The sequence below is a fragment of the Terriglobales bacterium genome (assembly GCA_035651655.1).
In the GTDB taxonomy this organism is placed as follows: Bacteria; Acidobacteriota; Terriglobia; order Terriglobales; family Acidobacteriaceae; genus DASRFG01.
In genome coordinates, this window is sequence record DASRFG010000002.1 from 1 (window position 1) to 26,692 (window position 26,692).

Annotated in this window: 25 protein-coding genes; 18 read left to right on the forward strand and 7 right to left on the reverse strand. The window is 58.2% G+C overall.

All coding sequences use genetic code 11. The features are described 5' to 3' along the window. Positions 1-800: 800 nt before the first annotated feature. The gene (locus tag VFA76_00995) at positions 801-1,340 is read right to left on the reverse strand and encodes a helix-turn-helix transcriptional regulator (GenBank protein ID HZR30412.1); all 540 of its coding nucleotides are present in this window, start codon (positions 1,338-1,340) and stop codon (positions 801-803) included. A gap of 144 nt (positions 1,341-1,484) precedes the next feature. Between VFA76_00995 and VFA76_01000 the strand changes: the two genes are divergently transcribed. From VFA76_01000 to ispG, 7 genes are all read left to right on the forward strand, one after another. Beyond that, a complete protein-coding gene (locus tag VFA76_01000; GenBank protein HZR30413.1) occupies positions 1,485-2,102 on the forward strand; it encodes an HD domain-containing protein in 618 nt (205 codons plus the stop codon). 685 nt (positions 2,103-2,787) lie between these two features. Then, positions 2,788-3,867, forward strand: coding sequence for a trypsin-like peptidase domain-containing protein (locus tag VFA76_01005; GenBank protein ID HZR30414.1), 1,080 nt, complete (start codon positions 2,788-2,790; stop codon positions 3,865-3,867). A 101-nt stretch (positions 3,868-3,968) separates the two neighbouring features. Further along, complete coding sequence (locus tag VFA76_01010; protein ID HZR30415.1) at positions 3,969-4,781, forward strand: isoprenyl transferase; 813 nt, start codon at positions 3,969-3,971, stop codon at positions 4,779-4,781. A gap of 9 nt (positions 4,782-4,790) precedes the next feature. Then, on the forward strand, positions 4,791-5,684 hold the full coding sequence (locus tag VFA76_01015; GenBank protein HZR30416.1) for a phosphatidate cytidylyltransferase: 894 nt from the start codon (positions 4,791-4,793) through the stop codon (positions 5,682-5,684). Between the two features lie 124 nt (positions 5,685-5,808). Next, on the forward strand, positions 5,809-7,020 hold the full coding sequence (locus VFA76_01020) for a 1-deoxy-D-xylulose-5-phosphate reductoisomerase (GenBank protein HZR30417.1): 1,212 nt from the start codon (positions 5,809-5,811) through the stop codon (positions 7,018-7,020). 10 nt (positions 7,021-7,030) lie between these two features. Continuing rightward, on the forward strand, positions 7,031-8,371 hold the full coding sequence (rseP, locus tag VFA76_01025) for an RIP metalloprotease RseP (GenBank protein HZR30418.1): 1,341 nt from the start codon (positions 7,031-7,033) through the stop codon (positions 8,369-8,371). Positions 8,372-8,565: 194 nt separating this feature from the next. Beyond that, positions 8,566-9,810, forward strand: a complete 1,245-nt coding sequence (gene ispG / locus VFA76_01030) for a flavodoxin-dependent (E)-4-hydroxy-3-methylbut-2-enyl-diphosphate synthase (protein ID HZR30419.1) — start codon at positions 8,566-8,568, stop codon at positions 9,808-9,810. Between the two features lie 431 nt (positions 9,811-10,241). Here ispG and VFA76_01035 read toward each other — a convergent pair whose 3' ends face one another. Together VFA76_01035 and VFA76_01040 are read right to left on the reverse strand one after the other, a co-directional pair. Continuing rightward, entirely contained in the window at positions 10,242-11,162 is a 921-nt protein-coding gene (locus tag VFA76_01035) for a DUF72 domain-containing protein (protein ID HZR30420.1), read from the reverse strand. A gap of 327 nt (positions 11,163-11,489) precedes the next feature. Further along, positions 11,490-12,314, reverse strand: coding sequence for a CAP domain-containing protein (locus tag VFA76_01040; protein ID HZR30421.1), 825 nt, complete (start codon positions 12,312-12,314; stop codon positions 11,490-11,492). 103 nt (positions 12,315-12,417) lie between these two features. Between VFA76_01040 and rmuC the strand changes: the two genes are divergently transcribed. Together rmuC and VFA76_01050 are read left to right on the forward strand one after the other, a co-directional pair. After that, positions 12,418-13,806, forward strand: a complete 1,389-nt coding sequence (rmuC, locus tag VFA76_01045; GenBank protein ID HZR30422.1) for a DNA recombination protein RmuC — start codon at positions 12,418-12,420, stop codon at positions 13,804-13,806. Between the two features lie 132 nt (positions 13,807-13,938). Continuing rightward, complete coding sequence (locus tag VFA76_01050) at positions 13,939-14,349, forward strand: hypothetical protein (GenBank protein HZR30423.1); 411 nt, start codon at positions 13,939-13,941, stop codon at positions 14,347-14,349. A gap of 59 nt (positions 14,350-14,408) precedes the next feature. Here VFA76_01050 and VFA76_01055 read toward each other — a convergent pair whose 3' ends face one another. The 3 genes from VFA76_01055 to VFA76_01065 are packed head-to-tail and all read right to left on the reverse strand — an operon-like array spanning position 14,409 to position 17,569. Further along, complete coding sequence (locus tag VFA76_01055) at positions 14,409-15,278, reverse strand: ABC transporter permease (GenBank protein HZR30424.1); 870 nt, start codon at positions 15,276-15,278, stop codon at positions 14,409-14,411. Between the two features lie 3 nt (positions 15,279-15,281). Beyond that, positions 15,282-16,199 carry an ABC transporter permease gene (locus VFA76_01060; protein ID HZR30425.1) on the reverse strand — a complete coding sequence of 306 codons (918 nt, stop codon included), beginning with the start codon at positions 16,197-16,199 and terminating at the stop codon, positions 15,282-15,284. Beyond that, on the reverse strand, positions 16,199-17,569 hold the full coding sequence (locus tag VFA76_01065) for a hemolysin family protein (protein ID HZR30426.1): 1,371 nt from the start codon (positions 17,567-17,569) through the stop codon (positions 16,199-16,201). Before VFA76_01065 ends, VFA76_01060 begins: the two co-directional genes overlap by 1 nt. A 296-nt stretch (positions 17,570-17,865) precedes the next feature. Between VFA76_01065 and VFA76_01070 the strand changes: the two genes are divergently transcribed. The 7 genes from VFA76_01070 (at position 17,866) to VFA76_01100 (ending at position 24,695) form a co-directional block, all read left to right on the forward strand. Then, positions 17,866-19,083, forward strand: coding sequence for an efflux RND transporter periplasmic adaptor subunit (locus tag VFA76_01070; GenBank protein HZR30427.1), 1,218 nt, complete (start codon positions 17,866-17,868; stop codon positions 19,081-19,083). 94 nt (positions 19,084-19,177) lie between these two features. Further along, positions 19,178-20,440: an ABC transporter permease gene (locus tag VFA76_01075; protein ID HZR30428.1), complete on the forward strand. Its 1,263-nt coding sequence runs from the start codon at positions 19,178-19,180 to the stop codon at positions 20,438-20,440. Between the two features lie 22 nt (positions 20,441-20,462). Next, positions 20,463-21,446 (forward strand): DUF4097 family beta strand repeat-containing protein, encoded by a 984-nt coding sequence (locus VFA76_01080; GenBank protein ID HZR30429.1) that lies wholly within the window; start codon positions 20,463-20,465, stop codon positions 21,444-21,446. A gap of 57 nt (positions 21,447-21,503) precedes the next feature. Next, positions 21,504-22,760 carry an ABC transporter permease gene (locus VFA76_01085; protein ID HZR30430.1) on the forward strand — a complete coding sequence of 419 codons (1,257 nt, stop codon included), beginning with the start codon at positions 21,504-21,506 and terminating at the stop codon, positions 22,758-22,760. A 54-nt stretch (positions 22,761-22,814) separates the two neighbouring features. Next, complete coding sequence (locus tag VFA76_01090; GenBank protein ID HZR30431.1) at positions 22,815-23,627, forward strand: VTT domain-containing protein; 813 nt, start codon at positions 22,815-22,817, stop codon at positions 23,625-23,627. A 24-nt stretch (positions 23,628-23,651) separates the two neighbouring features. Next, positions 23,652-23,786: a hypothetical protein gene (locus VFA76_01095; GenBank protein ID HZR30432.1), complete on the forward strand. Its 135-nt coding sequence runs from the start codon at positions 23,652-23,654 to the stop codon at positions 23,784-23,786. Between the two features lie 78 nt (positions 23,787-23,864). Continuing rightward, positions 23,865-24,695 (forward strand): SAM-dependent chlorinase/fluorinase, encoded by an 831-nt coding sequence (locus VFA76_01100; protein HZR30433.1) that lies wholly within the window; start codon positions 23,865-23,867, stop codon positions 24,693-24,695. Positions 24,696-24,705: 10 nt separating this feature from the next. Here VFA76_01100 and VFA76_01105 read toward each other — a convergent pair whose 3' ends face one another. Continuing rightward, positions 24,706-24,933: a hypothetical protein gene (locus VFA76_01105; protein HZR30434.1), complete on the reverse strand. Its 228-nt coding sequence runs from the start codon at positions 24,931-24,933 to the stop codon at positions 24,706-24,708. A 77-nt stretch (positions 24,934-25,010) separates the two neighbouring features. Here VFA76_01105 and VFA76_01110 point away from each other — a divergent pair, with 77 nt between their 5' ends. After that, positions 25,011-25,388 carry a tetratricopeptide repeat protein gene (locus VFA76_01110; protein ID HZR30435.1) on the forward strand — a complete coding sequence of 126 codons (378 nt, stop codon included), beginning with the start codon at positions 25,011-25,013 and terminating at the stop codon, positions 25,386-25,388. Positions 25,389-25,436: 48 nt separating this feature from the next. Continuing rightward, entirely contained in the window at positions 25,437-26,684 is a 1,248-nt protein-coding gene (locus tag VFA76_01115) for a hypothetical protein (GenBank protein ID HZR30436.1), read from the forward strand. The last annotated feature ends 8 nt before the right edge of the window (positions 26,685-26,692 follow it).

Sequence of the window (26,692 nt, forward strand, 5' to 3'; positions counted from 1 at the left end):
CAAGACCAGCAAGCGCGGACTGGCCGCTCACACCGCCATCCGCTCCGTCTGCCCCAGCGTGGACAAAGACCGCGCGATGTCAGGCGATTTCGAACGTCTCTCCAAGCTGATCGCCAGCGGAAAAGTGGCCGAAGCGTTGCGATAAATCTGCCGTGCTGAGGATGGCCGGTGGCCCGACCATAAATTAGATCTTCCGAGATCCAAATGCTGCCAGTTAGCTTCAACGCCCTTGCTCAGGATGACCGGCGGACCAGGAATCAGATCTTCCGCGATCCCACAAATATACCCACAACTGGAATCCAGCCCCGCCAAGGAGGAACAACCGTAAGGGCAATTGGGAGCGAGATCTTCCGAGACCCGCTAATGAACGAGATCTTCCGAGGCCGCTAATGAGCGAGATCTTCGAGACCCGCTAATGAGCGAGATGTTACGAAGGCCCGCTAATGAACGAGATCTTCCGAGATCGCACAAGGCGGGAACAACCGAGAACCAGCCCCGGAGGGGCCCACAACCGTAAGGGCAACCGGGAACGAGATCTCCCGAGACCCGCTAATGAGCGAGATGTTACGGGACCCGCTAATGAACGAGATCTTCCGAGATCGCACAAGGCGGGAACAACCGAAACCAGCCCCGCAAGGGGCGGAACAGCTTTTAGCCCAGCGCGTAAGCGCTGGGAACGCGTCCCCCAGAAAGTTGGTGAGCCCCGGAGGGGCGACACAAAAAGGCCGGAGCTTTCGCTCCGGCCCGGCTGGCGTTGCGCCCGGATTAAATTCATGTAGCGCGGACACTCCTGTCCGCGACTAGGAACTCCTTCTCGGCCTTAACGTCAAATCGCGCACCTGTGCAAGCACGCTATTGAGCTGCATCGCGCTCAGCTTCGAAAGAAACGGCAACATCTCTGCTATAAAGTTGTCTTCGATCAGCTCGCGGATCTCCTCCTGGCGTGTGCGTTCGCCGCCATTGAGCAGGTCGGGGACGGTGACCTCGAGGGCACGCGCCAGCCGCTCCAGCGACGAAAGCGTCGGCGTGGCCTTCTCGTTCTCGATTTTTGAGACGTAGGTCCGCGGCACGTTCATGCGTAGCGCCAGTTGCCGTTGGCTGAGCCCATTCCGGTGCCGTAACGACCGAATCGACGATGCCAGCTGCAGGTGTCCTGGCAGGTTGCTGCGGCACGGCGGCGCGATTGCCGGTTCTGGCATGGCCGCGATTTCCGGCTCCGGCTCGTCCAGCGATATATGGCAGCGCCGGCACAGGTGATTGTTGGTTAGGAATTGGACTAAGTGGCAGCGGTCGCATCTCACTACTTCCCGTGAATCTACGGGAGCGAGTGTTGTGGCCATCTGGGGTTGGGAGGTGCCAGAGCAGGCACTTGCACCAACTACTGTTCAATTGCTGAGCCGTAATTTGCGGTATAGCAGCAGCACTGTCAAGACAATTTTCGGTGGAAAACATAATTGAATCCTATAATTCCGGAAAAAACGCCCATGAAAACCGGAGAAAACCCGGAGAAGCTCGTCACCGATCGCAACGCCGCCTGGTGTTTACTAACTGAGTTCACCCAGTCGGAAAGTTTGCGCAAGCACGCTCTGGCCGTCGAGGCCTGCATGCGCGCCTACGCTCGCCACTTCAACGAGGACGAAGCCAAGTGGGCGGTAGTCGGCCTGATTCACGATTTCGACTACGAACGCTATCCCAGCCTCCAGGACCATCCTTTCAAAGGCAGCGAAATCCTCAAAGAGCGCGGCTACCCCGAGGAAATCCGCAACGCCATTCTTTCCCACGCCGACTACAGCGGCGTCCCGCGCCAGACCGATCTCGAAAAGGCCCTCTTTGCCTGCGACGAGCTTGCCGGATTCATCACCGCCATCACGCTGGTCAAGCCAAGCAAGTCGCTGGCCGAGGTGGACGCGCGCTCGGTCCGCAAAAAGATGAAGGACAGAGCCTTCGCTCGTAGCGTCAACCGTGACGACATCACCCGCGGCGCCGCCGAATTGGGCATTGACCTCGACCAGCACATCACCACCTGCATTGACGCAATGAAGACCATCGCCGGCGAGTTGGGCCTGGACGGCAGCGCGGCAACGCCGGCGGAATCGGCGTGATGGCTGTGCGGGCAGTTTTGTGTCGCCCCTCCGGGGCTCACCAACTTTCTGGGGGACGCGTACCCAGCGCTCACGCGCTGGGCTAAAAGCTGTTCCGCCCCTCCGGGGCTGGATTTATCGGTTGTTCCCGCCTTGTGCGATCTAGGAAGATCTCGTTCATTAGCGGGTCCCGTAACATCTCGCTCATTAGCGGGCCTCAGAAGATCTCGTTCCGGTTGCCCTTAAGGTTGTTCCTCCCTCCGGGGCTGGTTCTCGGTTGTTCCCGACTTGTGCGATTTCGGAAGATCTCGTTCATTAGCGGGTCTCGTAACATCTCGCTCATTAGCGGGCCTCGGAAGATCTCGTTCCGGTTGCCCTTACGGTTGTTCCTCCCTGCGGGGCTGGTTCTGGGTTGTTCCTCCCTCCGGGGCTGGTTCTCGGTTGTTCCCGACTTGTGCGATCTCGGAAGATCTCGTTCATGATCGGGTCTTGTAACATCTCGCTCATTAGCGGACCTCGGAAGATCTCGTTCTCGATTGCCCTTACGGTTGTTCCGCCCCTGCGGGGCTGGCTTCGGTTGTTGCCGCCTTGTGCGATCTCGGAAGATCTCGTTCATGATCGGCTAGCGCTTGTGTCACGTCTCGACGAACGGTTTGCGGAGGCTGGCGGTCTGAATCCGCAGCGAGTCCGGCAACATCTCTAGGTCATGGATATTGAAGTTCTGAGCCTAGATGATTCTGTTCTAAATTCTTCACCGCTGGCTGGCGAGACGCCGGAGTTGAATGGTGGCGCGCCGAGCGGCACGTCGAGTATTAATACCCGCGACAACTCTGCCGAGCTGCTGGATGCCTATTCGCAGGCGGTGGTGAGCGCCGCGGAGCACGTTAGTCCGTCGGTGGTGAATATTGAGGTGCGGCATCGGGTGACGGGCCGGCGCGGTCAGGGCGGTGAGGCGCGGGGCGGAGGCTCCGGGTTTATCTTCACGCCGGACGGGCTGATCGTGACCAACAGCCACGTGGTGCATGGCGCGAGCCGGATCGAGGTCTCGCTGAATGATGGCCGGCGCCTCCCTGCAGTGCTGGTTGGCGATGATCCCGCGACCGACCTGGCAGTGATCAGCATTGATGCGCCGACGCTGGTGGCGACGCCGCTGGGTGACTCGCAGCAGATTCGCGTAGGCCAGCTGGTGATCGCGATTGGCAATCCGTACGGGTTTCAATACTCGGTGACCGCTGGCGTGGTGAGCGCGTTGGGAAGATCTCTGCGCTCACGGTCTGGTCGGCTGATTGACGATGTGATTCAGACCGACGCAGCCTTGAATCCGGGAAACTCGGGTGGGCCACTGGTGAGCGCGGCGGGCCACGTGGTGGGGGTGAACACGGCGACCATCCTGCCGGCACAGGGCATCTGCTTTGCGATTGGGATCAACACGGCGAAGTTCGTGGCCAGCCGGCTGCTTCGGGATGGCCGCATCCGGCGTAGCTACATTGGCGTGGTGGCGCAGACAGTGCCGCTGCCGCGGCGCCTGGCGCGGTATCACGGGCTCACACAGGAAGGCGGGATCGTGGTGGTGTCGGTTGAACCGGGCAGCCCGGCGGAACGGGCGCGGCTGCACGACGGCGACCTGGTAGTCGCTATAGACGGTCAGGCGATCGCCGGCGTTGACGATCTGCATCGCTTACTGACGGAGACACGCGTGGGAATTCGGGCGCTTGTCACGGTCCTGCGCGGCCCCCAAAAACTGGAACTGGAGATCGTGCCGGAGGAAGCCCGGGAGGCACAGTGATCGACCGCTGGTCTGCGGGCAGGCGCGTAACCTGCTGATTCATTGCAAGAAGCGCAGGTGTATGCTAGGGTCGAGAGCAGTAGAGGTAACGATCGTTGCACGTGAAAGTGCCTGCCGGCCTGGACCGCAAGGAAGCGGAAATCTACCTTCGGCTTGACCCAGAACGGCTCCCACAACATATCGCCATCATTATGGACGGCAATGGGCGATGGGCCCATCGGCGGCACCTGCCGCGGATCGCGGGCCATCGCGCCGGGGTTGCTGCGGTACGTTCCACGATAGAGACAGCGGCACGAGTCCACCTGCCTGCCCTGACGCTTTACGCATTCTCCGAAGAAAACTGGAAGCGGCGGCCGCGGACAGAAGTGATGTTTCTGATGCGGCTGTTGCAGCGATACCTAAGGCAAGAAGTACCTACCCTTAATAAGAACAATATCCGGCTGGAATACATAGGTCGGCAGCATGAGCTCGCGCCGGAAGTGCAGGACCGCATGCAGTGGGCGCGTGAAGCGACTGCACACAATACCGGCATGGTGCTGACGCTGGCGTTGAACTACAGCGCACGCTCCGAACTGGTGGACGCCTTCAACGCCATGGTGCAGGCAGCTGCGAGTAACGGCGGCATAAAACACTTGCAAATTGATGAGCAGGCGGTCTCGCGGCATCTTTACACGCGACACTTGCCCGATCCTGATCTGGTGATCCGCACCAGCGGCGAGATGCGGCTCAGCAACTTTTTACTCTGGCAGCTCGCCTATGCAGAAATTTACGTGACTCCTACGCTGTGGCCTGATTTCCGCGGCCAGCACCTGCTGGAGGCGATAGCGGAATATCAGAACCGTGAGCGGCGCTACGGCGGCTTGGGCAATGCGCACTCCAAAGGCACATTGACCGCCTCAACAAATGGATCGTAACCGGGACGCATGAAGCGCGTCGCCACGGCCGTGGTCCTGATCCCTGTAGTTTTACTTCTTGTGCTGCGGGCGCCGGTTCCGCTGCTGGCCGTGGTAGTGGCAGTTGTGGCTCTACTGAGCACGCGTGAATTTCTGCAGCTTTCCCAGGGCTACGGGGTGACACCGTTCTGGAATGCCACCTACATTTATGTGGCGCTGCTGTTTCTGTTTCTCGCTCTGAATCCGCTAAGCGGAACGCCGTTGCTCGCCACCAGCACCTTTATTTATACGACCGCGTTTGCCGCCGGGTTGGCGCCGTTCGTATTCCTGGTTATCGGAATGCTGCGAGAGAATTTGTCCACATCCCTGCCGGCAGCAGCGGCCTCGGTGTTTGGCTTCTGTTACGTCGCGCTTCCGCTGGCGTTTCTGGTGCAGGTTCGGCAGCAATGGGCAGGAGCGATCCTGCTGGTTTATGTGCTGCTGGTGGTTTGGGCGGGAGATACATTCGCGTATTACATCGGCCGCGGGTTGGGAAGGCATTTGATGTCGCCGAGGGTCAGTCCGAAAAAGACCTGGGAAGGCGCGTTTGGTTCGATGCTTGGCAGTCTGCTGGTGGGTGGGCTGTTTCTGATGCACGCACAACCGATCAGCCTCTGGCTTTTGCAGGCGCACCTGATTGAGCGTAGGGACGGTTTTTTTGCGCTGGAGCGGCCTGCGCTGGCGCCGATCCTGTTATTGACTGCTGTGATTAATGTAGCTGCGCAACTTGGAGATCTGGTGGAGTCGCTAATCAAACGTGGCGCAGGTGTTAAAGATTCCGGAACACTGTTGCCCGGTCATGGCGGGATGTTGGACCGCATTGATGCACTGCTCTTTGCGGCCCCGGTGCTGTGGTACTATGCGGCCTGGCGCGTCATGTCTTAAATCAATGACGCGATCCTGTTGAAACCATTTAGTCATCGGACATTTTAGTCATTGAACGATTCGTCTCGCTGCCGCGACCTGTGAGTCCTCAAATGACTCAATTTCTAACTGAGTCAATCACTCAATGAAACGAATTGCCATTCTGGGCTCGACGGGTTCCATCGGGCGCAGCACCCTCAGCGTTGTGGAGAGCTATCCGGAGCGTTTTAGTGTGGTCGGGTTGGCAGCCGGCCGAAACCTTGAATCGGTGTACGAGCAGGCAAAACGATGGAAGCCAAAAATTGTTTCCCTGGCGAGTGAGGCCGACGCTCAACAGCTTCACTCCCGATTCAAGCGCGATGGACTAAGTATTGAAGTCGTGCACGGTCCGGTGGGCAACGTACGCGTGGCCACGCACCCTGAAGTAGATTTTGTGGTCAGCGCTATTGTTGGTGTAGGCGGCCTGGAAGCAACCTACGAGGCAGTGAAGGCGGCTAAGTCGGTTGGTCTGGCCAACAAAGAGTGCCTGGTGGCTGCGGGTGAGTTACTGGTCGCTGAAGCGCGACGCCAGGGCAAGCCGCTGTTGCCGATCGACAGCGAGCACAATGCCATTCATCAATGCCTGCGCGGCGGTCGCCTCGAGGAGGTGGAGCGGATCTGGTTGACCGCTTCGGGCGGACCGTTTCTGAATACGCCCAAATCAGCCTTTGCTTCAATCACAGTGGAGCAGGCACTCAACCATCCCACTTGGAAAATGGGGCAGCGGATCACGATTGATTCCGCAACCCTAATGAACAAGGGTTTTGAAGTTATCGAAGCTTGCCATTTATTTGCTATTCCGCCGCAGAAGGTGCAAGTGATCGTGCACCCCCAATCCACGATCCACTCCATGGTGGAATTTGTGGATGGCAGCATCCTGGCGCAGTTCTCGGTGACCGATATGCGCCTGCCGATCCTCTACGCTTTGACCTACCCGGAGCGTATACCTTCGGAATTCCGCTTCCCGGTCATGGACTTGCGACACCTGGACTTCAGCCCACCTGACCTGAAAAAATTTCCTTGCCTGAGCCTCGCGTATGAGGCGGCGGAGGCCGGAGGCTCGCTGCCGATCGCCCTGAATGCGGCCGATGAGATAGCGGTGGGGGCTTTCCTGGAGGGGAGCATCCGTTTTGACAAGATTCCCGAGGTGATTCAGGCGGTACTAAGTGAAACTGAAAGACGGAATCCTGAATCTATTAAAGAGGTATTATTAACGGACGCAGAGGCGCGCCGGACCGCCCAACAATTGGTGCAGCGCCTGAGCCGCAGCACATCCCTCATGCCGCGGACCGCTTCGGCAATCCGACACGGAGAGTAACTTCCAACTTATGTCTCACTTTTTGATCGCGGTCGCGGCGACCGCTGTAGTGCTTGGAATCATGATCTTGGTACACGAGTTTGGCCACTACGCCATGGCCAAATGGTTCGGTGTGCGGGTCGAGGTGTTTTCGATTGGCTTCGGGACCCGTCTGGCGGGATTTCGGAAGGGTGAAACCGACTACCGCATAAGCGCCATTCCCCTAGGCGGGTATGTGCGAATGTCCGGCGAGAACCCCATGGAACCGCGTACCGGTGATCCGGGAGAGTTCATGTCCCATCCCCGCTGGCAGCGGTTCCTGATTGCCGTGGCCGGGCCAGCGATGAATATCATTCTGGCTGTGGTGTTGCTAACTGTAGTATTTGCTACGCATTACCAGCGTCCTATGTACCTGGACAAACCGGCGGTAATCGGCTGGGTATTGGAAGACTCGCCGGCCGCCAAAGCTGGTATCCAGACCGGGGACAGGATCGTGCGCCTGGACGAGTTACAGAACCCGACCTGGGAGCAGGTAATCCCAAAAATGGCGCTAAGCCCTAATCAGCCAGTCAGGGTTGAAATCCAGCGCGGCGGCCAAGTCTTCACGAGGACGATTACGCCGGAAGCAGCGGGACCCCAGCAGGTTGGCAATCCCGGATGGCTACCCGACCAGCCTAATACCGTAACCACTCTCGAACCTGGAATGCCAGCTGACAGAGCGGGTATGCAGATCGGCGATGACATTGTGGCGGTGAATGGGCAGCCAATGCGTTCCATTCCAGGGCTTATCCGCTACTTGCAAGACAATGGCGGGAAGAGCGTTGAATTTACCATCGTGCGGCAGGGTCAGGAGAAAAAGCTGACCATGACGCCGGAGATGGCAGAGATCCAGGGCACAGGAGAAAAGCGGTGGCGGGTAGGCATCGGCTCCGACCCATCGGAGGTCACCAAGCTGCCTTTGGGCGCGGCGTTTACCAAGTCGCTGCAGGAAAACAAGCGAAATTCATTCCTGATAGTCGAATTGGTGCAGAAGATGGTGCGCCGCAAGATTTCCATTCGGCAGATTGAAGGACCGATTGGGATCGGCAGAGCATCGGGAGAGGCAGCCCGCGAAGGGCTAGCACCCCTGATGCAGCTCGCGGCCATGATCAGCCTGAATCTGGGCGTCTTCAATCTGTTCCCGATTCCGATTCTGGATGGCGGCGTGATCCTGATGATCTTCATTGAAGGTCTTCTGCGGCGGGACATCAGTCTGCGCGTAAAAGAGCGGGTGTACCAGGTGGCGTTTCTTTTCCTGGTATTGTTCGCGGTGGTGGTGATTTACAACGACCTGGTGAAGACCCTGCCAGGATTGGCGCAGCGTCTGCCATAAGAGCACAGCTTTTCAGGACTTCCGCAGATACCAGGCACAGGCGCCGCGCCTGTGCTGGCGAGCGAAGCTCGCCAGGGCAGCCGAGGGCGGCTGCCCCTACGCTTTCAAATCCGCGTGCTAAGAAGCTCGCCCGGACAGCCGAGGGCGGCTGCCCCTACGCGTTCAAATGCGCGTGCTAAACTGACATTTCCAGCATGGCAGAAATACAGCGTAGAAAAACCGTAACTGCCAACATTGGCGGGGTACGCGTCGGCGGCGATGCACCAGTCGTGGTGCAGTCGATGACCAACACCGATACCGCCGATGTCGCCGGGACGGTGCAGCAGATTGCGGCGCTGGCGCGCGCGGGATCAGAACTGGTGCGGGTCACGGTGAACAACGAGGCCGCCGCTGCCGCGGTTCCGCGGATCGCTCATGAACTCGAAAAACAGGGCGTTCGGGTACCGATCATCGGCGACTTCCACTACAACGGACATTTACTTCTGAAGAAGTTTCCTGAGTGCGCTCAGGCGCTAGCCAAGTACCGCATCAATCCAGGGAACGTCAGCGTTGGGCGCAAAGACGACGACAATTTTCGCATCATGATAGAGGTTGCGGTGCGGAACCAAAAGCCGGTCCGCATCGGCGTGAACTGGGGATCGCTCGACCAGGCGTTGCTCACCCGCATGATGGACGAGAATTCACGGCTGGAAGAACCGCGCGATGCGCGCGAAGTCACCATGGAAGCGATGGTGGTGAGCGCATTAAATTCTGCGAAGCTGGCGGAAAAGTACGGACTGCGGGCTGACCAGATTATCCTCAGCGCGAAGGTCAGCGGCGTGCAGGACCTGATTGACGTGTATCGCGAGTTGGCGGCGCGCTGTTCCTATCCGCTGCACCTTGGATTGACGGAGGCGGGCATGGGCATGAAGGGGGTGGTCGCCTCCACTGCCGCGGTCGGCGTGCTGCTGCAGGAAGGGATTGGCGACACGATTCGGGTGTCGCTCACGCCAGCCCCGAACGGCGACCGCTCAGAGGAAGTGCGGGTGGCGCAGCAGATTCTGCAGTCGCTTGGGATTCGCAGCTTTACCCCGCAGGTGACGGCGTGCCCGGGATGCGGACGCACCACGAGTACGTTTTTCCAGGAGATGGCGGAGCAAATACAGTCCTATTTGCGCGACCAGATGCCGACCTGGAAAGAACGTTATGCCGGCGTGGAAGAGATGAAGGTCGCGGTAATGGGCTGCGTGGTGAACGGGCCGGGCGAATCCAAGCATGCCAACCTTGGCATTTCACTTCCCGGAACATTTGAGGAGCCGAAGGCGCCAGTCTTCGTGGATGGACGGTTAATGACAACGTTGCGCGGCGATAAGATCGTGGCGGAGTTTATTAAGATTTTGGACGACTACGTGGAAGCCCACTATGCCGCGAAGGAAGCAGTGAGTAGCCTCAGCGGCTAATGCCGCATCTTTTCTGGGCGCTATGGCAAACGCTAAAGCCGGCCCGCTGAAAATCCTCAACTTCGCTTCACTCAGAATGACCATGCAGCGGGAAATGCTCTCCCAGTCCAGCTGTCAGGCTGAGTGAAACGAAGTTGAGGTTTCACTGCGGCGCGATTTTCTGTTCTGTTTTCGAGTTCATCAGATTGCCAGCAAAGCGACGCAGCCTGCCAGCCAGAAACCGAATAGCGTTACATTAATCGCAACCCGAATCGGCACACTGTCCATCACCCAGTTATATTCTGCTCCCATGACTTTCCTCCTTGAGTAATCTGCGTTCTCGGTTCAGTGGTTGGACGTGGGTGGTTAGAAATTGTCACCCCATGTCCGACTTCATTCATGCACTCAGGTACGCGGAGAGAGAGAGGAAAGTTTCAATGAAAATATATTTCTCAGGCAGTGTCCTGCCAGGCGGGACTAGGTGAGGAGAGTTTTTCCAATTCGGGATAGCGCTGGGCAAGCAGTTCCGGCACCTTCACGGATCGCCCGGTGACGAGATGTTTCAATTGCAGCGTGTTGACCGCAGCTTTGCCCTGGAAGTGATTATTGGCAATCACGTAAGTCACCTGTGACTTATCGGCGATGTTTTGGACCTTGCCTTTCCAGCTCTCCAGCTCATCGGGGCGGTAGAGATAGTTGTAGCGGTCGTTGCGATTGTCGCAATCAAACCACTGGTCGTAATTGCGGCCGTGCAGGCGCACATAGCCGATTTCAGAAGTGACGTGTTGCGTGGGTGCGAGTGAGTTTCCGAGCACTGGCTGGTCTATGTTGCAGAAGCCGACATTTTTCTGGAGAAAGTAATTCAGCGTGTCGGGATTGTTCCAGCTCGAGTGGCGCACCTCCACCACGCGCGGATACTCGATGAACTGCCGCAACAGCCAATCGAGGTAGTCGCGATTGCGATCAGTGTTCTTGAAGGAAACCGGAAACTGGATGAGCAAAGCGCCGAGGCGGCGCTGCGAGGCGAGCGCATCCAGGCCTTCTTTGGCTTGAATCTCATCGTCGTCGGTAGGCCGGATGGTTTCGGCTGAAGTGGCCTCGATCACCGCAACCGGAGAGTGCGTAAATGAACGGTGAAGTTTGGCGGTAAAAACGAAATCGGGATTCACGGACGCGGCCTTCATACACCAGAGCTTTGCCAGCTCGGGACGCATGTGCCCGTAGAAAGAAGTGTTGATCTCGATTACATCAATAAACTGCGCGAGATATTCCAGGGGATGTTGCTTGCGCTGCTTCAGCTCGTAGGGGTAGACAATTCCCTCCCAGTCTTTGTACGACCAGCCCGCAGTTCCGAAACGGATGTTTTCGGGCATCCTAAAGTGCAGATTAGCATAGCCCGGGCGCGAGGGCCGATGTCTCTTGGCTTCGAATCGGGCGAGCTTTGCTCGCCTGCAGAGGCGAGGGCGCGTGGGCCTACGTGAGTCTGTCTCTTCCGAACCCGGGCGAGCTTTGCTCGCCTGCACAGGCGAACCCGGGCGAGCTTTGCTCGCCTGCACAGGCGAGGGCGCCTGTGCCTACGTGACTCGCGACAGGGGCGAGGGCGCGTGGGCCTACGTTAGTCTGTCTCTTCCGAACCCGGGCGAGCTTTGCTCGCCTGCACAGGCGAGGGCGCCTGTGCCCGCGTGAGGTTGCCTACGTGCTCAATAAATGGCGAGAGCGATCCAGTTGGTCCCGCCGGGAGCGCTGGGGGAGCGCGCGAAACAGGCACCCACGGCAAAGGCCTTTGCCTCCGGCCAGAGAATGGCCTCCCGGGCAGATGGAGGGAGGTCTTTTGGCTGGGTTGTGGTGAAGGTCACGGCGCGACGCACCCCGGGGAGCTTCAATATGGCCTGGGATTCCAATTTGTCCTGATGTGCCATGAGACAAGCCTGCCGGCGTAGCTCCTCTCCGGGTTTTTGCGGCAGTCTTGGCAGATGTGCCTGGAAGCGAAGCTCGAGGCCGCGGGTGGCGACGATTTTTTCCAGTTCGGGGGATGAATACTCCCGCAGCACATGGGCGAAATCTTCCACCACATACAGCAGGTCTCCACTGCGGACCACGCCAATGCCGAGAGTGTCATACGTGGGATTGAGGATGTTAGCGCGGTGCGGCGGTGATTCCATCAGGCCGGCGTGAGCCTCAGCAGCGCTTTCGCCGTAGGCGACATTTTCTGCGACGCGATCAGAGCGCAAGCCGGTTGCGGCCAGTCGCTCTTGCAGTGGCAACTCGGTCGCGTATTTATGGGAGAGGCCCCTATGCTCGGCCATGAGCCGGGCGTGGGCACGCGCTGCAGCGCGGAGCTGGGGGTTTAGCGCCCAGGGCGGCAGCTTGGCCCGCGCGCGCTCCTGGTTGAGCAGGCGGAAGAGCTCCTGCTCAGCGGCGGCGTTTACTTGCGCTGCGACTTGGGGTGGGAGACCGAGCGTCAGCGCGGCCACCAGGGTTAGAACAGAGAGTCGGATGTGCAACATAGGAATGGACGTAAGCACTTTACCCCAAATATCCTCAGAATTTTAGTGGGAGCTGGCACTTTTCCCTTTTCTTCGCCCTTGGGCCGTCCTACAATCCCCGATAACCAGTCCGGAGGAAACCATGGGAAGCGTGTTTGTGGGAGTGGCCTGGGGGTTAGGTTTGGGCCTACTGGCCTGGGGTTGGGTGCGCTCACGGTCCGCAGCGCTACGGCAGCGCTTGGCGGACGTGGAGCAGGAATTGAAAGGCGCACAAGCTGAGGCCAAGACCCTGATTGGCGCGAACGCCTCCCTGCGTGAGGCAATGGCTGGGTTGCAAGCCACCCTGGAACACGAGCGCAAGACGGCAGAGGAGAAATTGGAGCTGCTGAGCCGCGCCAAGGACGAGTTGGGCGATGCCTTCAAGGCGCTCTCGGCCGAGGCCCTGCGCAGCAACAACGAATCCTTTCTGCACCTGGCACGAACCACGCTGGAGAAATATCAATCTGAGGCTCGGGGTGATTTAGAGAAGCGCCAGAAAGCGGTGGAGGAACTGGTGTCTCCGATCCGCGAGTCGCTGGACAAGTTTGATAGTCAGATTCGAGAAATCGAAAAGAGCCGGGGCGAGGCGTACGGATCGCTCAGCGAGCAGGTGAAGTCGCTGATCGGAACGCAGGAGAATCTGCGGGCGGAAACCGGTAACCTGGTGCGCGCACTGCGCACACCCTCGGTGCGCGGTCGCTGGGGAGAAATTCAGTTGCGCCGCGTGGTGGAGATCGCCGGCATGCTTCCCTATTGCGACTTCGATGAGCAGCTCACCATCACCACGACTGAGAAGCGGTTGCGGCCGGATCTGGTGATTAAGTTGCCGGGCGGAAAAAACGTAGTGGTGGATGCGAAGACGCCGCTGCAAGCGTATCTGGAAGCGGTGGAAGCGCAGGATGACTCGGTGCGCCGCGCCAAGCTGGAAGACCACGCGCGGCAGGTACGAGATCACATGAAGCAGCTTAGTTCCAAGGCGTACTGGGAGCAGTTCGAGGCAACGCCCGAGTTTGTGATCATGTTCCTGCCGGGCGAGACTTTTTTCAGTGCGGCCCTGGAACAAGATCCCGGATTGATCGAAGAGGGCGTGAACCAGCGGGTGATACCAGCCTCTCCGACTACGCTGATTGCGCTGCTGCGCGCCGTGGCCTACGGATGGCGTCAGGAGAAGATCGCCGAGAGTGCGCACCAGATCAGCGAGCTTGGAAAGATCCTCTACGATCGGCTGCGCAGCATGGCCGGCCACTTTGCTGCGGTAGGACGGGGCCTGGACAACGCGGTGGAGTCATACAACAAGGCTGTAGGCTCCTTCGAGACGCGTGTGCTGGTCTCGGCCCGCAAGTTTGCAGAGTTGGGAGCACCGGTGAGCAGTGAAATTCCGGAGCTCGGATCCATAGACACAACCGCACGGACCCTGCAGATAGATTGGGAAGAAGAACCGGAGCTGGAAGGCGGCTCGGGAGAGGCGGTCACCGCTTCGGACGTGGCGTGACTTCCCGCCGGAGGCCCGCATCTCAGAGGGCCAGCAGCAGCTACTCTCCTGCAGAGCTCCTGCGCACTTACGCCATCAGCAGACAACACCCTCATCTACTCCCGCCATCGTAGCTGCACGGGGGCAAAAAACATGAAGAGAGCAGTTTTAACGATTGCGATATTGCTGGTAGTTGGGGTGGCGGCCTCAGCTTTTGCTGAGGATGTACCGATGACCGGAAGTGCGGCGTTTCCGGCGGCGATGGGAAAAGTCTCCTACAATCACGACCGGAACGGCAACACTCGTTTCGCGGTTCATGCCAAGCACCTGGCCCGTCCGGATGCGCTGACTCCGGCGAAGAGTGTGTACGTGGTTTGGGTTCAACCACGCGGTAAAGACGTCGAGAAGGCCGGAACTTTGGCAGTGAACAGCGACTTGGAAGGTAGCCTGGCTGGAACTACCCCTTACCAGACGTTTGACGTGTTCGTAACCGCGGAAGACGGACCGAACGTAGAGCGTCCGAGTGGACCCGAGGTCCTGCGGACAACCGTGCAGCACCACTGAGACAAAAAGCGAGGTGCGACACGGCGAGCTTCTCCGTTGTGAGTTGCTGCTCTCGTAAATTAGAGACCTACCTCGATCCGCGAGCGCGGGTCGAGGTAGTCGCGCAGTGCATCCCCGATGAAATTGAACGAAAGCACAGCCAGCATCACCGCGCCTGCAGGAAACAGCACCAAGTGAGGCGCGTCGAACAAGTGGGCCCGGCCGTCATTGAGCATTGATCCCCAGCTTGCAGTTGGCGGCGGCACACCCAATCCCAGAAAACTCATGGTGGCTTCGGCGAGCACAGCACCCGCCATGCCGATTGCTGCCTGCACAATCACCGGCTGAATGATGTTGGGCAAAATGTGGCGAGTAATGATGCGCCAGTCACTCGCACCGATCGCGCGAGCTGCTTCCACGTACTCGCGCTCACGCGTGGCCAGAACCTGCGCCCGCACCAGCCGCGCGTAACCCACCCAGCCTCCTAACGAAAGCGCCGAAATCAGGTTGAAGATACCCGGGCCACGAAAGGCCACGAAAGCAATCGCAATAAGGATTCCGGGGAACGAGAGGAATGCGTTCATCAGTACGACATTCACAAAGCGATCAATCTTGCCACCGTAATAGCCTGCGATGGAGCCGACAATAAGCCCCAGGAAAAGTGAACCAGCAACTACGCTGCTGCCGACCAGCATGGAAATGCGCGCTCCGTAGATCAGGCGGGAGAGAATGTCGCGCCCGAGTTCGTCGGTGCCGCACCAGTGGGCCAGGGAAGGAGAAGCCAAGCGCGCTGGCAAATCAATGCGCGCGGGATCATGGGGAGCGATCCAGGGGCCGAACAGCGCGAATACAACGAAGATGGCCGCAAGAATGAGGCCGATGGTGGCGAGCAGGTTACGCCTTGCAGCCTGCTTCAGGGTCCGGGCTAGAGCGGGAGCGGCAGCGGCCATGAGTTATTGACGAATTCGTGGATTCGCGACGGAGTACAAGAGATCCGTCAGAAAATTTACCGCAACGTAAGTGAGACCGATGGCCAGGATGCAGCCTTCGACCAGATAGTAATCGCGATTTGAGATGGCCTGGATGGTGAGACGACCGATTCCTGGCCAGGAAAATATGGTCTCGGTAACGATGGCACCGGCCAGAAGCGCTCCGAACTGCAAGCCGACGACCGTGAGGACGGGAATCATGGCATTGCGGAGTGCATGGCGATAAACGACTGTGCTTTCAGGCAGTCCTTTGGCGCGCGCGGTGCGAATGTAATCCTGGCCGAGTTCCTCGAGCATAGAGGTGCGCACCATGCGAGTGAGAATGGCAGCCAGCGCTCCACCCATGGTGATGGCAGGCAGGACGAGATGCGCCAGGGTGCCCGAACCTGATACCGGCAGCAATCCGAGTTTTATGGCAAAAAACAGAATCAGCACCGGACCGAGCGCGAAATTCGGAAATGACAGGCCGAAGAGACTGACCACGCTCAGCAAACGATCGTCCCAGCGATTGCGGCGCCTCGCAGAGCGTACGCCGGCAGGGATGGAGAGCGCCAGAGCGAGCACGAGCGAGGCCACGGTCAACTGCAAGGTGAATGGATAGCGTTGCGCGATAAGGCTGCTCACGCTCTGATTGAAGCGCAGCGACGGCCCGAGATCGCCGTGTAGTACGCCTTTCCAGTAATTCAGATATTGGCGTCCCAGGGGCACGTCGAGGCCGTAATCATGACGCGCGGCTTGAAGATCGGCAGTGGCCGCGCCTTCCCCTAACATTTGCTGAATGGGATCGCCGGGAACAAGATGAATGAGCAAAAAAACAATTGAGACCACCAGCCACAGAACAGGAAGAGTGTAGAGGAGGCGAACGCCCAGGTAACGCAGCATCAGTCTCCGGTGCGACCCATGGCATGAGGCTGCGCTTCAAGAGTTTCAACTCTGACTTTTGCGACGCGGTGAGCTTCCATCTCTGCGACGGTATAACGACGACCTTCGAAAACAAAGGAATCGCCTATGGCAGGAATTTTTTGCAGACGCTCGAGCACGAATCCGGCAAGCGTCTCAAATCCGCCATCGCGCGGGAGCGGCAACTGATATTGGCTCTCGAGGTCGCGGATATTAGCTGAGCCTTCCAACACCATGGTGGCGCCGAGGCTCAGCTGAGTGGGAGGAGCGACGTCGAACTCGTCTTCGATCTCACCCACCAACTGCTCGAGAACATCTTCTACGGTGATCACGCCGACGGTCGAGCCGAATTCATCCACTACAACAGCCATGTGCCGTTTGCGCTGTTTAAATTCCAACAGCAGGTCTGAGAGCGGCTTGGTCTCGGGAATGACGAGAACATCGCGCATGATCTGGCTGATGGGCATCTTGGCCATGCGTGCGGCCACTGGCTGCACCGGGGAGAGTGAAAGCCGCAACCGCATCCAGCGCATCAGGTCCTTGGCATAGAGGATGCCGACGATGTGCTCAGGGCCGCGTTGCGGATCGTAAACCGGAACGCGCGAGTGTTGTTCCTCAACCAGGCGAGCGAGGGCCTCGTCCAAGGTGAGATCGGCAGGAAAAGAAAAGATGCTGGGCCGGGGCACCATGACCTCGCGGACTGTGATGTCGGCTAAATCGAGGGCGCGAGAAATGACTTGCACCTCGAACTCTGGGATCAACCCAAAGCGGCGGCTGGCGGCAGCGATGAGCTTAATTTCTTCCGGAGAGTGGGCCGCGCCGCTGCGAATCTGGCGCGAGCCGAACATGCGCAACACGGCATTGGCCGAAAGATTGGTGACGTACAGAAAGGGCCGAGAGATGGTCAGGAAGACGTCCATGGGCCCTGCCACCGCCAGGGCGACTCGTTCGGCGCGCTGAAGGGCGACTGACTTGGGCACGATCTCGCCCAAAATGACCAACATATAGGTGATCAGGGCGAACGAGAGTACAACCGCAAGACCGTGGGCATAAATCGCTGCATGGGGAATCCGGGAGATTGGCGCCTGGATCATTTCTGCAACGATAGGTTCGCCAATCCAGCCCAAACAGAGACTCGCTATGGTAACGCCAAACTGAACACCGGCAAGGACATCGGGCAATTTCTGGTGTAACCTGAGGACGATGCGGGCGCCAATTCGGCGGCTGTTAATGAGTTGCTGAAGGCGAGTGTCGCGCACGCTGACCAGGGCGAACTCGGCGGCGACAAAGAAGGCGTTCGCTGCCACCAGGAGCACCACCAGCAGCACCCGCAGCAGCACAAAAGTGACCATCGAAAGTGAATTCTAGCATCGCAAGGGCAGATTTGAGCCTCCTGCTTCGTTCCTTATAAGGGTGTGAAAACAGGGCTGGGTGAAGGGTGTGGAATCCTGCTTCCCTTTTCTCGCCTGCGGGGTCTAAAGCAACGACAGGTGACCGTGGTTGCCGAGCGCCATCGGCTCATTGCAGGTACTGGAGTCTCCCGGCTTAGCTCGCACTTTTTGTGAAATTTTGGCACCGAGGAACAAATTGCCCATCAATCGCGTAAAAACAAACGGGGAGCATACGGCCGATCTCTCAGGAGGCGAATGTGGCGAACGGCAACGGTAATGGCAAACGCAAACAGCGCAGACGATACCTGTACATCGGCGGTTCGCTCCTGGCAATCGTGGCGATTGTTCTGGCGGTCACGGCAGCGACTCGCGGTGGAACCAAGATTGACCCGACGAAGCTCGCGAAGGTGGAAAAAGGCGATCTCGCCAAAAGCGTAGTTGCTACGGGCAAGGTCCAGCCCATCACCAAGGTCGAGGTGAAATCGAAGGCCAGCGGCATCGTCAAGAAACTTTACGTGGATGCCGGCGACCGAGTGAAGGCTGGGCAACTGCTTTGCGAGTTGGACAAGGAAGAAATCGCGGCCCAAGTGAATTCCGCACGCGCGCAACTGACGGCCAGTGAGGCGAATTCACGCGCCGCCGAGGCCGATTACGAACGCGCCAAGGTAGACGCTAACGGTCCAGACGTTCCCACGCTGCAACGAGCCTACGAACGGGCACAAGGGATGGCTAAAGAGGGTGTGGTCTCGCAATCGGCCCTGGATGATGCGCAGCGCGCCTACGAAATGGCAGTGAATAAACGCGACGTGGCCCGCGCTCAACTCACGGTGAGTAAAGCCAAACTGATGCAGGCCAGCGCGCAAGTCCAGCAACAGAAAGCCAACCTGGAGCAACTGGCACAGCAGTACCGGTACGCGACCATTGTGTCGCCGATCGATGGCGTGGTGCTCTCACGCGATGTGGAAATCGGCGACGCGGTGAGTTCCATCCTGGTGCTCGGATCTTCCTCCACATTAGTTATGACGCTGGGCGACACCAGCCAAGTCTACGTGAAAGGGAAAGTGGACGAGAGCGATATCGGGAAAGTCTATTTGGGTCAGCCCGCGCGCATCAAGGTTGAGTCATTCAAAGACAAGAACTTCACCGGCAAGGTGACGAAGATCCAGCCCATGGGGGTGGAGAAAGACAACGTCACCACGTTTGAAGTACGGGTCTCGATCAACAATCCCGGCGGTGAGCTCAAGGCAAATATGACGGCCAATGCGGAGATCATCCTGGAAGAACACAAGAACGTCCTGCAGATCCCGGAAGGGGCGCTGATCTACGACAAAGACAAGAAAGCGTCGGTGGAAGTACCGGACCTCCACGGAAAAGATGGCAAACGCAAAGTTGCGGTGAATATTGGGATTTCGAACGGCGCAAAAACCGAATTACTGAGCGGATTGAAGGAAGGCGACGAGGTTGTGCTGCAGTAGAGGAGCCATCTATTGCAGCCGGGAGATGGCGCCGGTGAACTTGTAAAGTGCGCACAAGCGCCGGCGCTCTCTCTAGCAAATCGAGAGTCCGACCATGAACCTCCTCGACATCTTGCGACAGACCTTCGCCACCTTCAGGGCCCACAAGATGCGCACATTCCTCACCATGTTTGGAATTGTGTGGGGAATCTCTTCCGTGATCATCCTGGTAGGTCTGGGCAAGGGTTTCAGCATAGATCAACACAAGCGCATGGAAAGTCTGGGCAAAGACCTGGTGATCATCTGGGGAGGACGGACCAGCGCGCAGGCGGGCGGACTGGCTGCCGGCCGCGAAATACCTCTTAACTTGAAAGACGCTCTTTTAATTAAGCAACAATGCTACCTGGTGAAGGCAGTAAGCCCCGAACTGCGACGCGAGGTACCAGAGATAAGCGCTTTCAACTCGGCAAACCGGCCGTTAGTCGGTATGTGGCCGGAGTATCAGGAATTTCGTTCTCTCCGAGTAGAAGAGGGGCGGCTGATAACGCAAGAAGATGAAGACCAGGCGAACCGCGTGGTGGTGCTCGGATATGCGGCCCGGCAACAGCTCTTCAGCGGACAGCCAGCGATCGGTGCCAAAATCACCATCAACGGCCTGCCCTACACCGTGGTAGGAGTGCTGGAGAAGAAGAAGCAGAACTCCAACTACGGCGGACCGGACAATGACAACCTCTACGCACCGTTTTCCGCCATTGAGAAAGACATGCCGCCCAAAGAAAACGACTCGCGGAAGGCTGTGGAACGCGGGTGGCTGAACGACATCGTTTTGGAAGTGAAAGATCCTGCGGACCACGAAGCGGCGGTGGCGCAGGTGCGCCGTACTTTAGGGCGAGTACACCACTTCCTTCCCGATGACAAAGATGCGCTGTTCATCTGGGACACGATGGATGGCGCAAAAATGGTGCAACGAATTTTTGACGTGATCACGATTTTTTTTGCCACGGTCGCAATCATGACCTTGTGTCTGGGCGGCATTGGAGTGATGAACATCATGTTGGTATCGGTGAGCGAGCGCACGCGCGAGATCGGAGTGTGCAAGGCGATTGGAGCGACGCGGCGCGACATCCTGCGGCAGTTCTTCGCTGAGTCGGCGATGTTGACTGCGTTTGCCGGCGCCGTGGGACTGAGCGTGGGCGTGGGACTCTGCGTTGCGATGCAGCAGATTCCAATGCCGGATTTTGTGCCGCACCCGATTATTTCGCCGGTGGCTCTGGTCGCGTCAGTGCTGACGCTCTCGCTGGTGACGGTGACGGCGGGACTGTACCCGGCGCAACGTGCCGCGGAGATGGATCCTGTGGAATCCCTGAGATATGAGTAAACGAATTTTGAAGGAGCTGAGTATGAGGAAGCAAACACTGGCGTCGGCAGTATCGCTCACGGCACTGGGGCTGTTGATGGTGTTCGCGGGTGTGCCCGAGGCACAGGCACTGGCGGTAGGAAGTTTTGAACGGACTCTTCAGGTGAGTGGGCCGGTAGAGATGGAAGTGACAACTGGCTCAGGCGACATTGAAGTGCACACTGGACCGGCAAATTCGGTGCAGATCAGCGGACGCATTAAGAGCAATAACTGGTTCAGCAATCAGGAAGAGAAAATTCGCAAGATCGAGGCCCATCCTCCGATCGAGCAAAGCGGGAATACGATTCGCATCGGACACTTGTCCGATCCGGAACTGCGGCATGGGATCTCCATCAGCTATCGGGTGACTGTGCCGGTAGCCACTCGACTGACTTCGCACACCGGCTCCGGCGATCTGCGGCTTGAGGGGATCCACGGCCCCGCGGACCTGCATTCGGGTTCGGGCAACGTTACCGCAAGGAACATCGGGTCCGAAGTACAGGCCAACACCGGCTCCGGCGATGTGCAATTGGAAAATGTTAAGGGCGGTGTTCACGCCGAAGCAGGAAGCGGAGACGTAAAGGCGAGCGGTATCGGCGGAGCTTTCGACGGGCGTTCGGGCAGCGGCAACATTCGGCTGGAGCAGACCGCGCCCGGCGACGTGCACGTTGAAACCGGCTCCGGAAACGTGGAACTCCGGGGCGTGCACGGCTCATTGAATGCCCGGACCGGCAGCGGCGACATGGAGGTTGACGGTGTTCCAACGGGCGAATGGCGGCTGCACGCAGGATCCGGAAACATCACGGTGCGCGTTCCCTCCGAGGCTGCTTTCGACGTAGATGCGGAAAGTAACTCGGGAACGATCTCACTCAATCATCCGGTTACGGTGCAAGGGAGGATTGAGCGCCGGCAAGTACACGGGAAAGTGCGGGGCGGAGGAAGCCTGTTGGAGGCGCGGACGGGATCAGGGGACATCGAGATCAATTAGATTGGGCGAGGAAAGCCGGCAAGATGCCGGCGCGACGACTGGGGCACAAGGAGTCTAATGTCGCTGAAGGAACTCATTCTGCAAGGCTGGCAGGCGTTGGGGCGCAACCGCATGCGCTCCGTGCTGACTATGCTGGGCATTGTCTGGGGGCTGGTGTCGGTGGTGCTGCTGCTGGCATACGGACAAGGCCTGGGCGGTGGCGTTTACCAAGCGTTCGCGTCAATGGGCAATGACGTAATCGTGCTATGGCCGGGACAGACGAGCATGCAGGCGGGAGGGCAGCGAGCCGGCAAAAAAGTGAACTACGAATATGCCGACGTGGAAGCCATCCGGGCAGAAGTTCCGCTGGTGAGAGCGGTAAGTGCGGAGTCGGTGGACCAATTGGGATTCAAAATAGGGACACGAGTCGTGTCGCTGACGACGCGAGGAGTTGAATTGCCGTATGGGCAGATGCGCCGTTTGGACATCGCGGTGGGACGTTACTTCGAGGCCGGTGACTTTAGCGATCATCGCCGCGTAGTGATTCTCGGCGACGAAGCGGCGAAAAAAGTTTTTCAAGGTGCTCCCGCGGTGGGGCAGACGGTCCAGATACGGGGAGAATCGTTCGATGTGATCGGGGTGCTCAAGCCAAAGATTCAGGATTCCATGTATGAAGGCCCGGACAACCAAGGCGCGTTTATGCCGTTTGACGAATACCGTGAGCTTAAGAATGAGCGCGACCCAGGGATCATTGTCTTTCAGCCGCTTGATCCCTCTCTAGATGGAAAAACCCTGGCGGCAGTCCGGCAAGTGATTGCCCGCCGCCACCACTTCGATGCCAAGGATGAAAAGGCAACCCCGGAGTGGAACACCATCGAGAGCAAACAAATGATGGCGGCTTTCAGTATTGGACTGCAGGTTGTACTCGGGCTGATCGGCGCGCTCACGCTCGGTGTAGGCGGCGTGGGAGTCATGAATATCATGCTGGTTTCGGTAACCGAACGGACACGCGAGATCGGCTTGCGCAAAGCCCTAGGCGCGCGGCCGCGTCACATCCTTGGACAGTTCCTGCTGGAAGCACTGGTGCTGACGTTTATGGGTGGAGTGTTCGGAGTACTCCTGTCGCTGCTGCTTACGGTCGCAATACCACCGCTGCCGCTCTACAGCGAACTCTACAAAACGGCACACCACGAGGGCGACATTTTCCTGCACATGTCGGGAAGCGTGGCCGCGGTCTCGTTCATTGTGCTGTCAATTGTGGGAATAACATCGGGGTTTTGGCCGGCGCTGAAGGCGGCGAGATTGAACCCAGTGGAAGCGCTGCGCTACGAATGAATCCTTTCCTTTTTTTCTTCTGAGGGTCGCCGCCGGGGCTGTAAAGTGGAGTGCATGCCTGATTGGTCCGCCCTCATTGAACAGCATGGATACTTGCTGATCGGCGCGGTGGCATTCTTAGAAGCCATTGGATTGCCCATACCTGCGTCGCTGGCATTGGTGGCGGCGGGGGCGGCGAGCGCCATGGGGGTGTTGCGACCCGGTGTGGTTATGGTGGTTGCAGTTCTAGCAATTGTTATTGGCGATACCCTGCTTTATTTGCTGGGCCGACGCACAGGGTGGTGGTTTTTGAACATCTTGTGCCGGGTTTCCATCAATCCCGAGAGCTGCGTTTTGCGCTCCGCGGAATCGTTCTACAAACGCGGAAAAGCGACCCTGGTAATCGCGAAGTTTATTCCGGGGATTAATACCATGGCTCCGCCGCTGGCCGGCAGCATGAAGATGGGTCCCCACCAATTTCTGTTGCTGGACCTGGCTGGAGCCTTTCTCTACGTGACGGTCTGCGGGGGCCTGGGGTTCATGTTTAGCGGATTTCTGGAGCTCCTTACGCGGAGTTTTCATACGGTTGGGAGAGGCGTCGAGTGGCTGCTCGTGGTGGGAGTAATCGGGTACGTTGGCTATTACGCGGTCCTCTTCTGGAAACACCGGGTATACCGGGTCGTGCCCCGAATCCAGGCGCAGGAGCTGGCGGAGAAGCTGGCGAGCGAGGCGGGGGAAAAGGTTATGGTGGTAGATGTGCGCAGTCAGGGTTACTACGACCACAATGCCTCTCGAATTCGCGGTTCGGTCAGGCTGGAGCCGAGCCAGTTGCGAAAGGCGATTCATGAACTGCCGAAAGACAAGGAGATTTACGTTTACTGCACTTGAGTGCGGGAAGCGACCAGCGCCCGGGTGGCGCATAACTTGATCGAGCACGGATTCAGTGCCTATGTGATCGTGGGCGGACTCCGCGCCTGGAGCAAGGCGGGGTATCCGCTGGAGCCGGTACCGCCGGAAGACGTGGTTCTGCTGCCTACATTCAGTTAACCCTTCGTTCCTTGACTCTCCCGTCATGGGCAAGATAACGTCCGCTTACCACCCAAATTCCATTCCTTAGGGGCGCTTGTGGCACAACAACGAATCATTACTCTGACCACAGATTTCGGGACCCAAGACCATTATGTGGGAACTATGAAGGGTGTGATCCTGAGCGTGAATCCGGACGCCACGATCGTAGACATCACCCATTCTGTGCAAGCTTTTGACGTGCTGGATGGAGCTATCACGATCGCCCAAGCGTATCGGTACTTCCCGCCCGACACCGTCCACATGGTCATTGTGGATCCTGGGGTAGGCACCGCGCGACGCCCAATTGTGGTCACCGCCGAAAAACACATGTTCTTAGCTCCGGACAATGGAGTGCTCTCGATGGTCTATGAGCGGGAGACACGGCTTTCCGTAAGAAATGTGACCGCAGAACACTATTTTTTACAGCCGGTGAGTACTACATTCCATGGCCGTGATGTCTTCGCGCGCATTGCCGGTTACATGAGCAAGGGAGTGGAACCCGCCAAATTCGGCGATGAGGTCACGGATTTTGTACGCTTCGCAACGCCCAAGCCCAAAGCAATCAACGACCGAATGGTGCGTGGGGTGGCGCTAAAAGTGGACAAGTTCGGCAACATCATCACCAACATCACCCCACAAGACGTGCCCGCATTGTTCCGGCCGGAGCCGCCGCCCTTCAAGATCATGATTGGCACTCACGAAATAACCAAAATTAAAACCAACTATGCCGAAGGCGCGCCGGGTGAGGTGTTCGGAGTACTGGGTAGCATGGGATACCTGGAAGTTGCTGCCAATCGAGGCTCGGCCTCTGAACATTTAGGCGCTGGAAAAGGCAGCGAAGTAGGGGTGATCTTCGAACACGCAGCCAGCAGCAAGAGCGCAGGCTAGACGGGGTGAATCAGGAAATTGGCCCGGTCCGGGGGCGGGCTTGACGCTCCATCCCGTCGGCCCAGCGGAGAAATCGGAGCAGATTGAGCCGCTCGCGCCACATGAACAGCCAAAACTCCAGGAACCCTATCTTCTGCATTTTTATCCCGCAGTAGGTCTCGATTCGCCAGCGCAGGTAGGGGCTTCGCCAGGGGGCGAGGTGATGTCCGCGAGTCGCGTTCCAGAGAAACTTGAGCATGGATTGCCTTCAGAGAGTATAGCGTGGGGTTGGGCCGCCCGATTGATCCGGTTTTCACATGCTAGAATCGGCGCAGGTTGGTAGATCCCGCCAAAGCGGAGGATAAATCCCAACGCCTCAGGGCTGAGGAGCACTACTTCGCAGCGCTCGATTTCTTTGCCCATGGCCAGCAGCAGCAGGCCCTGGCTGAGTACCAGAAGTCTCTCGAACTCGACCCCAATTTCACCGACGCCATGCACGGGCTGGCGCGCATTTATCAAGACCTGAACCGCTTTGATGAGGCGGTCGCACTGGCGAAGCGGATCGCAGAACTTGATCCCGATGACGTGCTGGCCCACACCAGTCTCTCCATTTTTTATCACAAGAAAGGCATGGTTCCGGAAGCTGAAGCCGAGGGGAACAAGGCCCGCATCCTCGGCTGGAAGCAGCAATTGAAAAAGATGAAGAGCAAATAGGGACTGATTTGCACTCTAGAGCGCTAGCGCGCATCTTACTTACTGCCTATGCTGCGCAAAACCTCTGCCTTGCTCGCTCTGTGGGCACTGCTTGCCTCGCCCGCTCTGGGGTTCGACACTTTCTGGCACTCCACCTGTACCCAGCAGGTAGGACAGCAGTTCGGGTTCACGGAAGACGCCAGAAACGTCATGCAACTGGGGAACTTCTCGCCTGATTTCTTTGGTCCGGTCTCGGAGTACGCGGCTGAGAATCTGAAAAACAATCCGGCAATGGGGGCGCTGAACCAGGAGGTCTTGAGCGAAAACGAGGTTCGCCAATCGGCGATCTTCCTTCACTTCGATAATCTCGGCGGCGCCCTCAGTAAGAATTCCAATTTCGACTACATCTTCAACCAGCTATTGCATTCAACGCAGTCACTGCTGGCCGATTTTAGAACCAGGAAGGACTTGGATGACAACACCCGCAAAGCAGTGATCCTGATTACGCTGGGCGCATCCTTGCACGCGGTCCAGGATTTTTACAGCCACTCTGACTGGATCCACAACGATTTTAACCAGACCAAAGCCAAGTTGGTGGCGCTCCCCGACGGCGCGCAGCGCGCGCCAACCTGGTTCGAATTCCGCGACCAGATGGGAAATCCGGACAAGTGGCCGTTCCAGATAAAAACTGGCATCTACCCACCGCTTGCGGGCGCGGTGAACACGCATACGCACATGAATCACGACAACTCGCGCCTGCTTTATCGCGAGTACGAAAATCCGGGGCAGCCTTTGGTATCGCAGGCAAAGTTTCACGCCGCCGGTCCGGCACCCGCGCAGGAGCAGGATGCGGCTTCCATTATGAGGCACCAGCAGATGGCGGTGAATACAGCCATGGCCGCGAGCACCGAGTGGGTAAAAAAGGTTGAGGAGAATTCCGGCGCTAAAGCAGCCATCGAATACGCCAAAACATGGGACCTGAAGAGCACGAACGCGAAGTTGTTTCACGAACTGGAAGCCGGCCTGGCAGTGCAGACCGCAATTTCCTGTGCCGCCGGTAAGTGGGACGGCGAAAATCCACCCGCCGAGAAAGCGGCCCTTTGCCGAACCCTGCTGGAGAGCAAGGTAAATCCTGTTGCCACCGGCAATCAAGGCGGTTGGCTGGGGAAAGTCCTGGGAACAGTTGCAGGTTTGGGGATGCCAGTGGCGCTTCGTTACACGGGAAGATTTTGGGCCGTGCACAGCAAATACAATCTTCTTGGACACCTGGCGGAAGGAATCGCCGGCGGTGGGCAATATAAATTCGCGCAGAAATAGGCGTGATT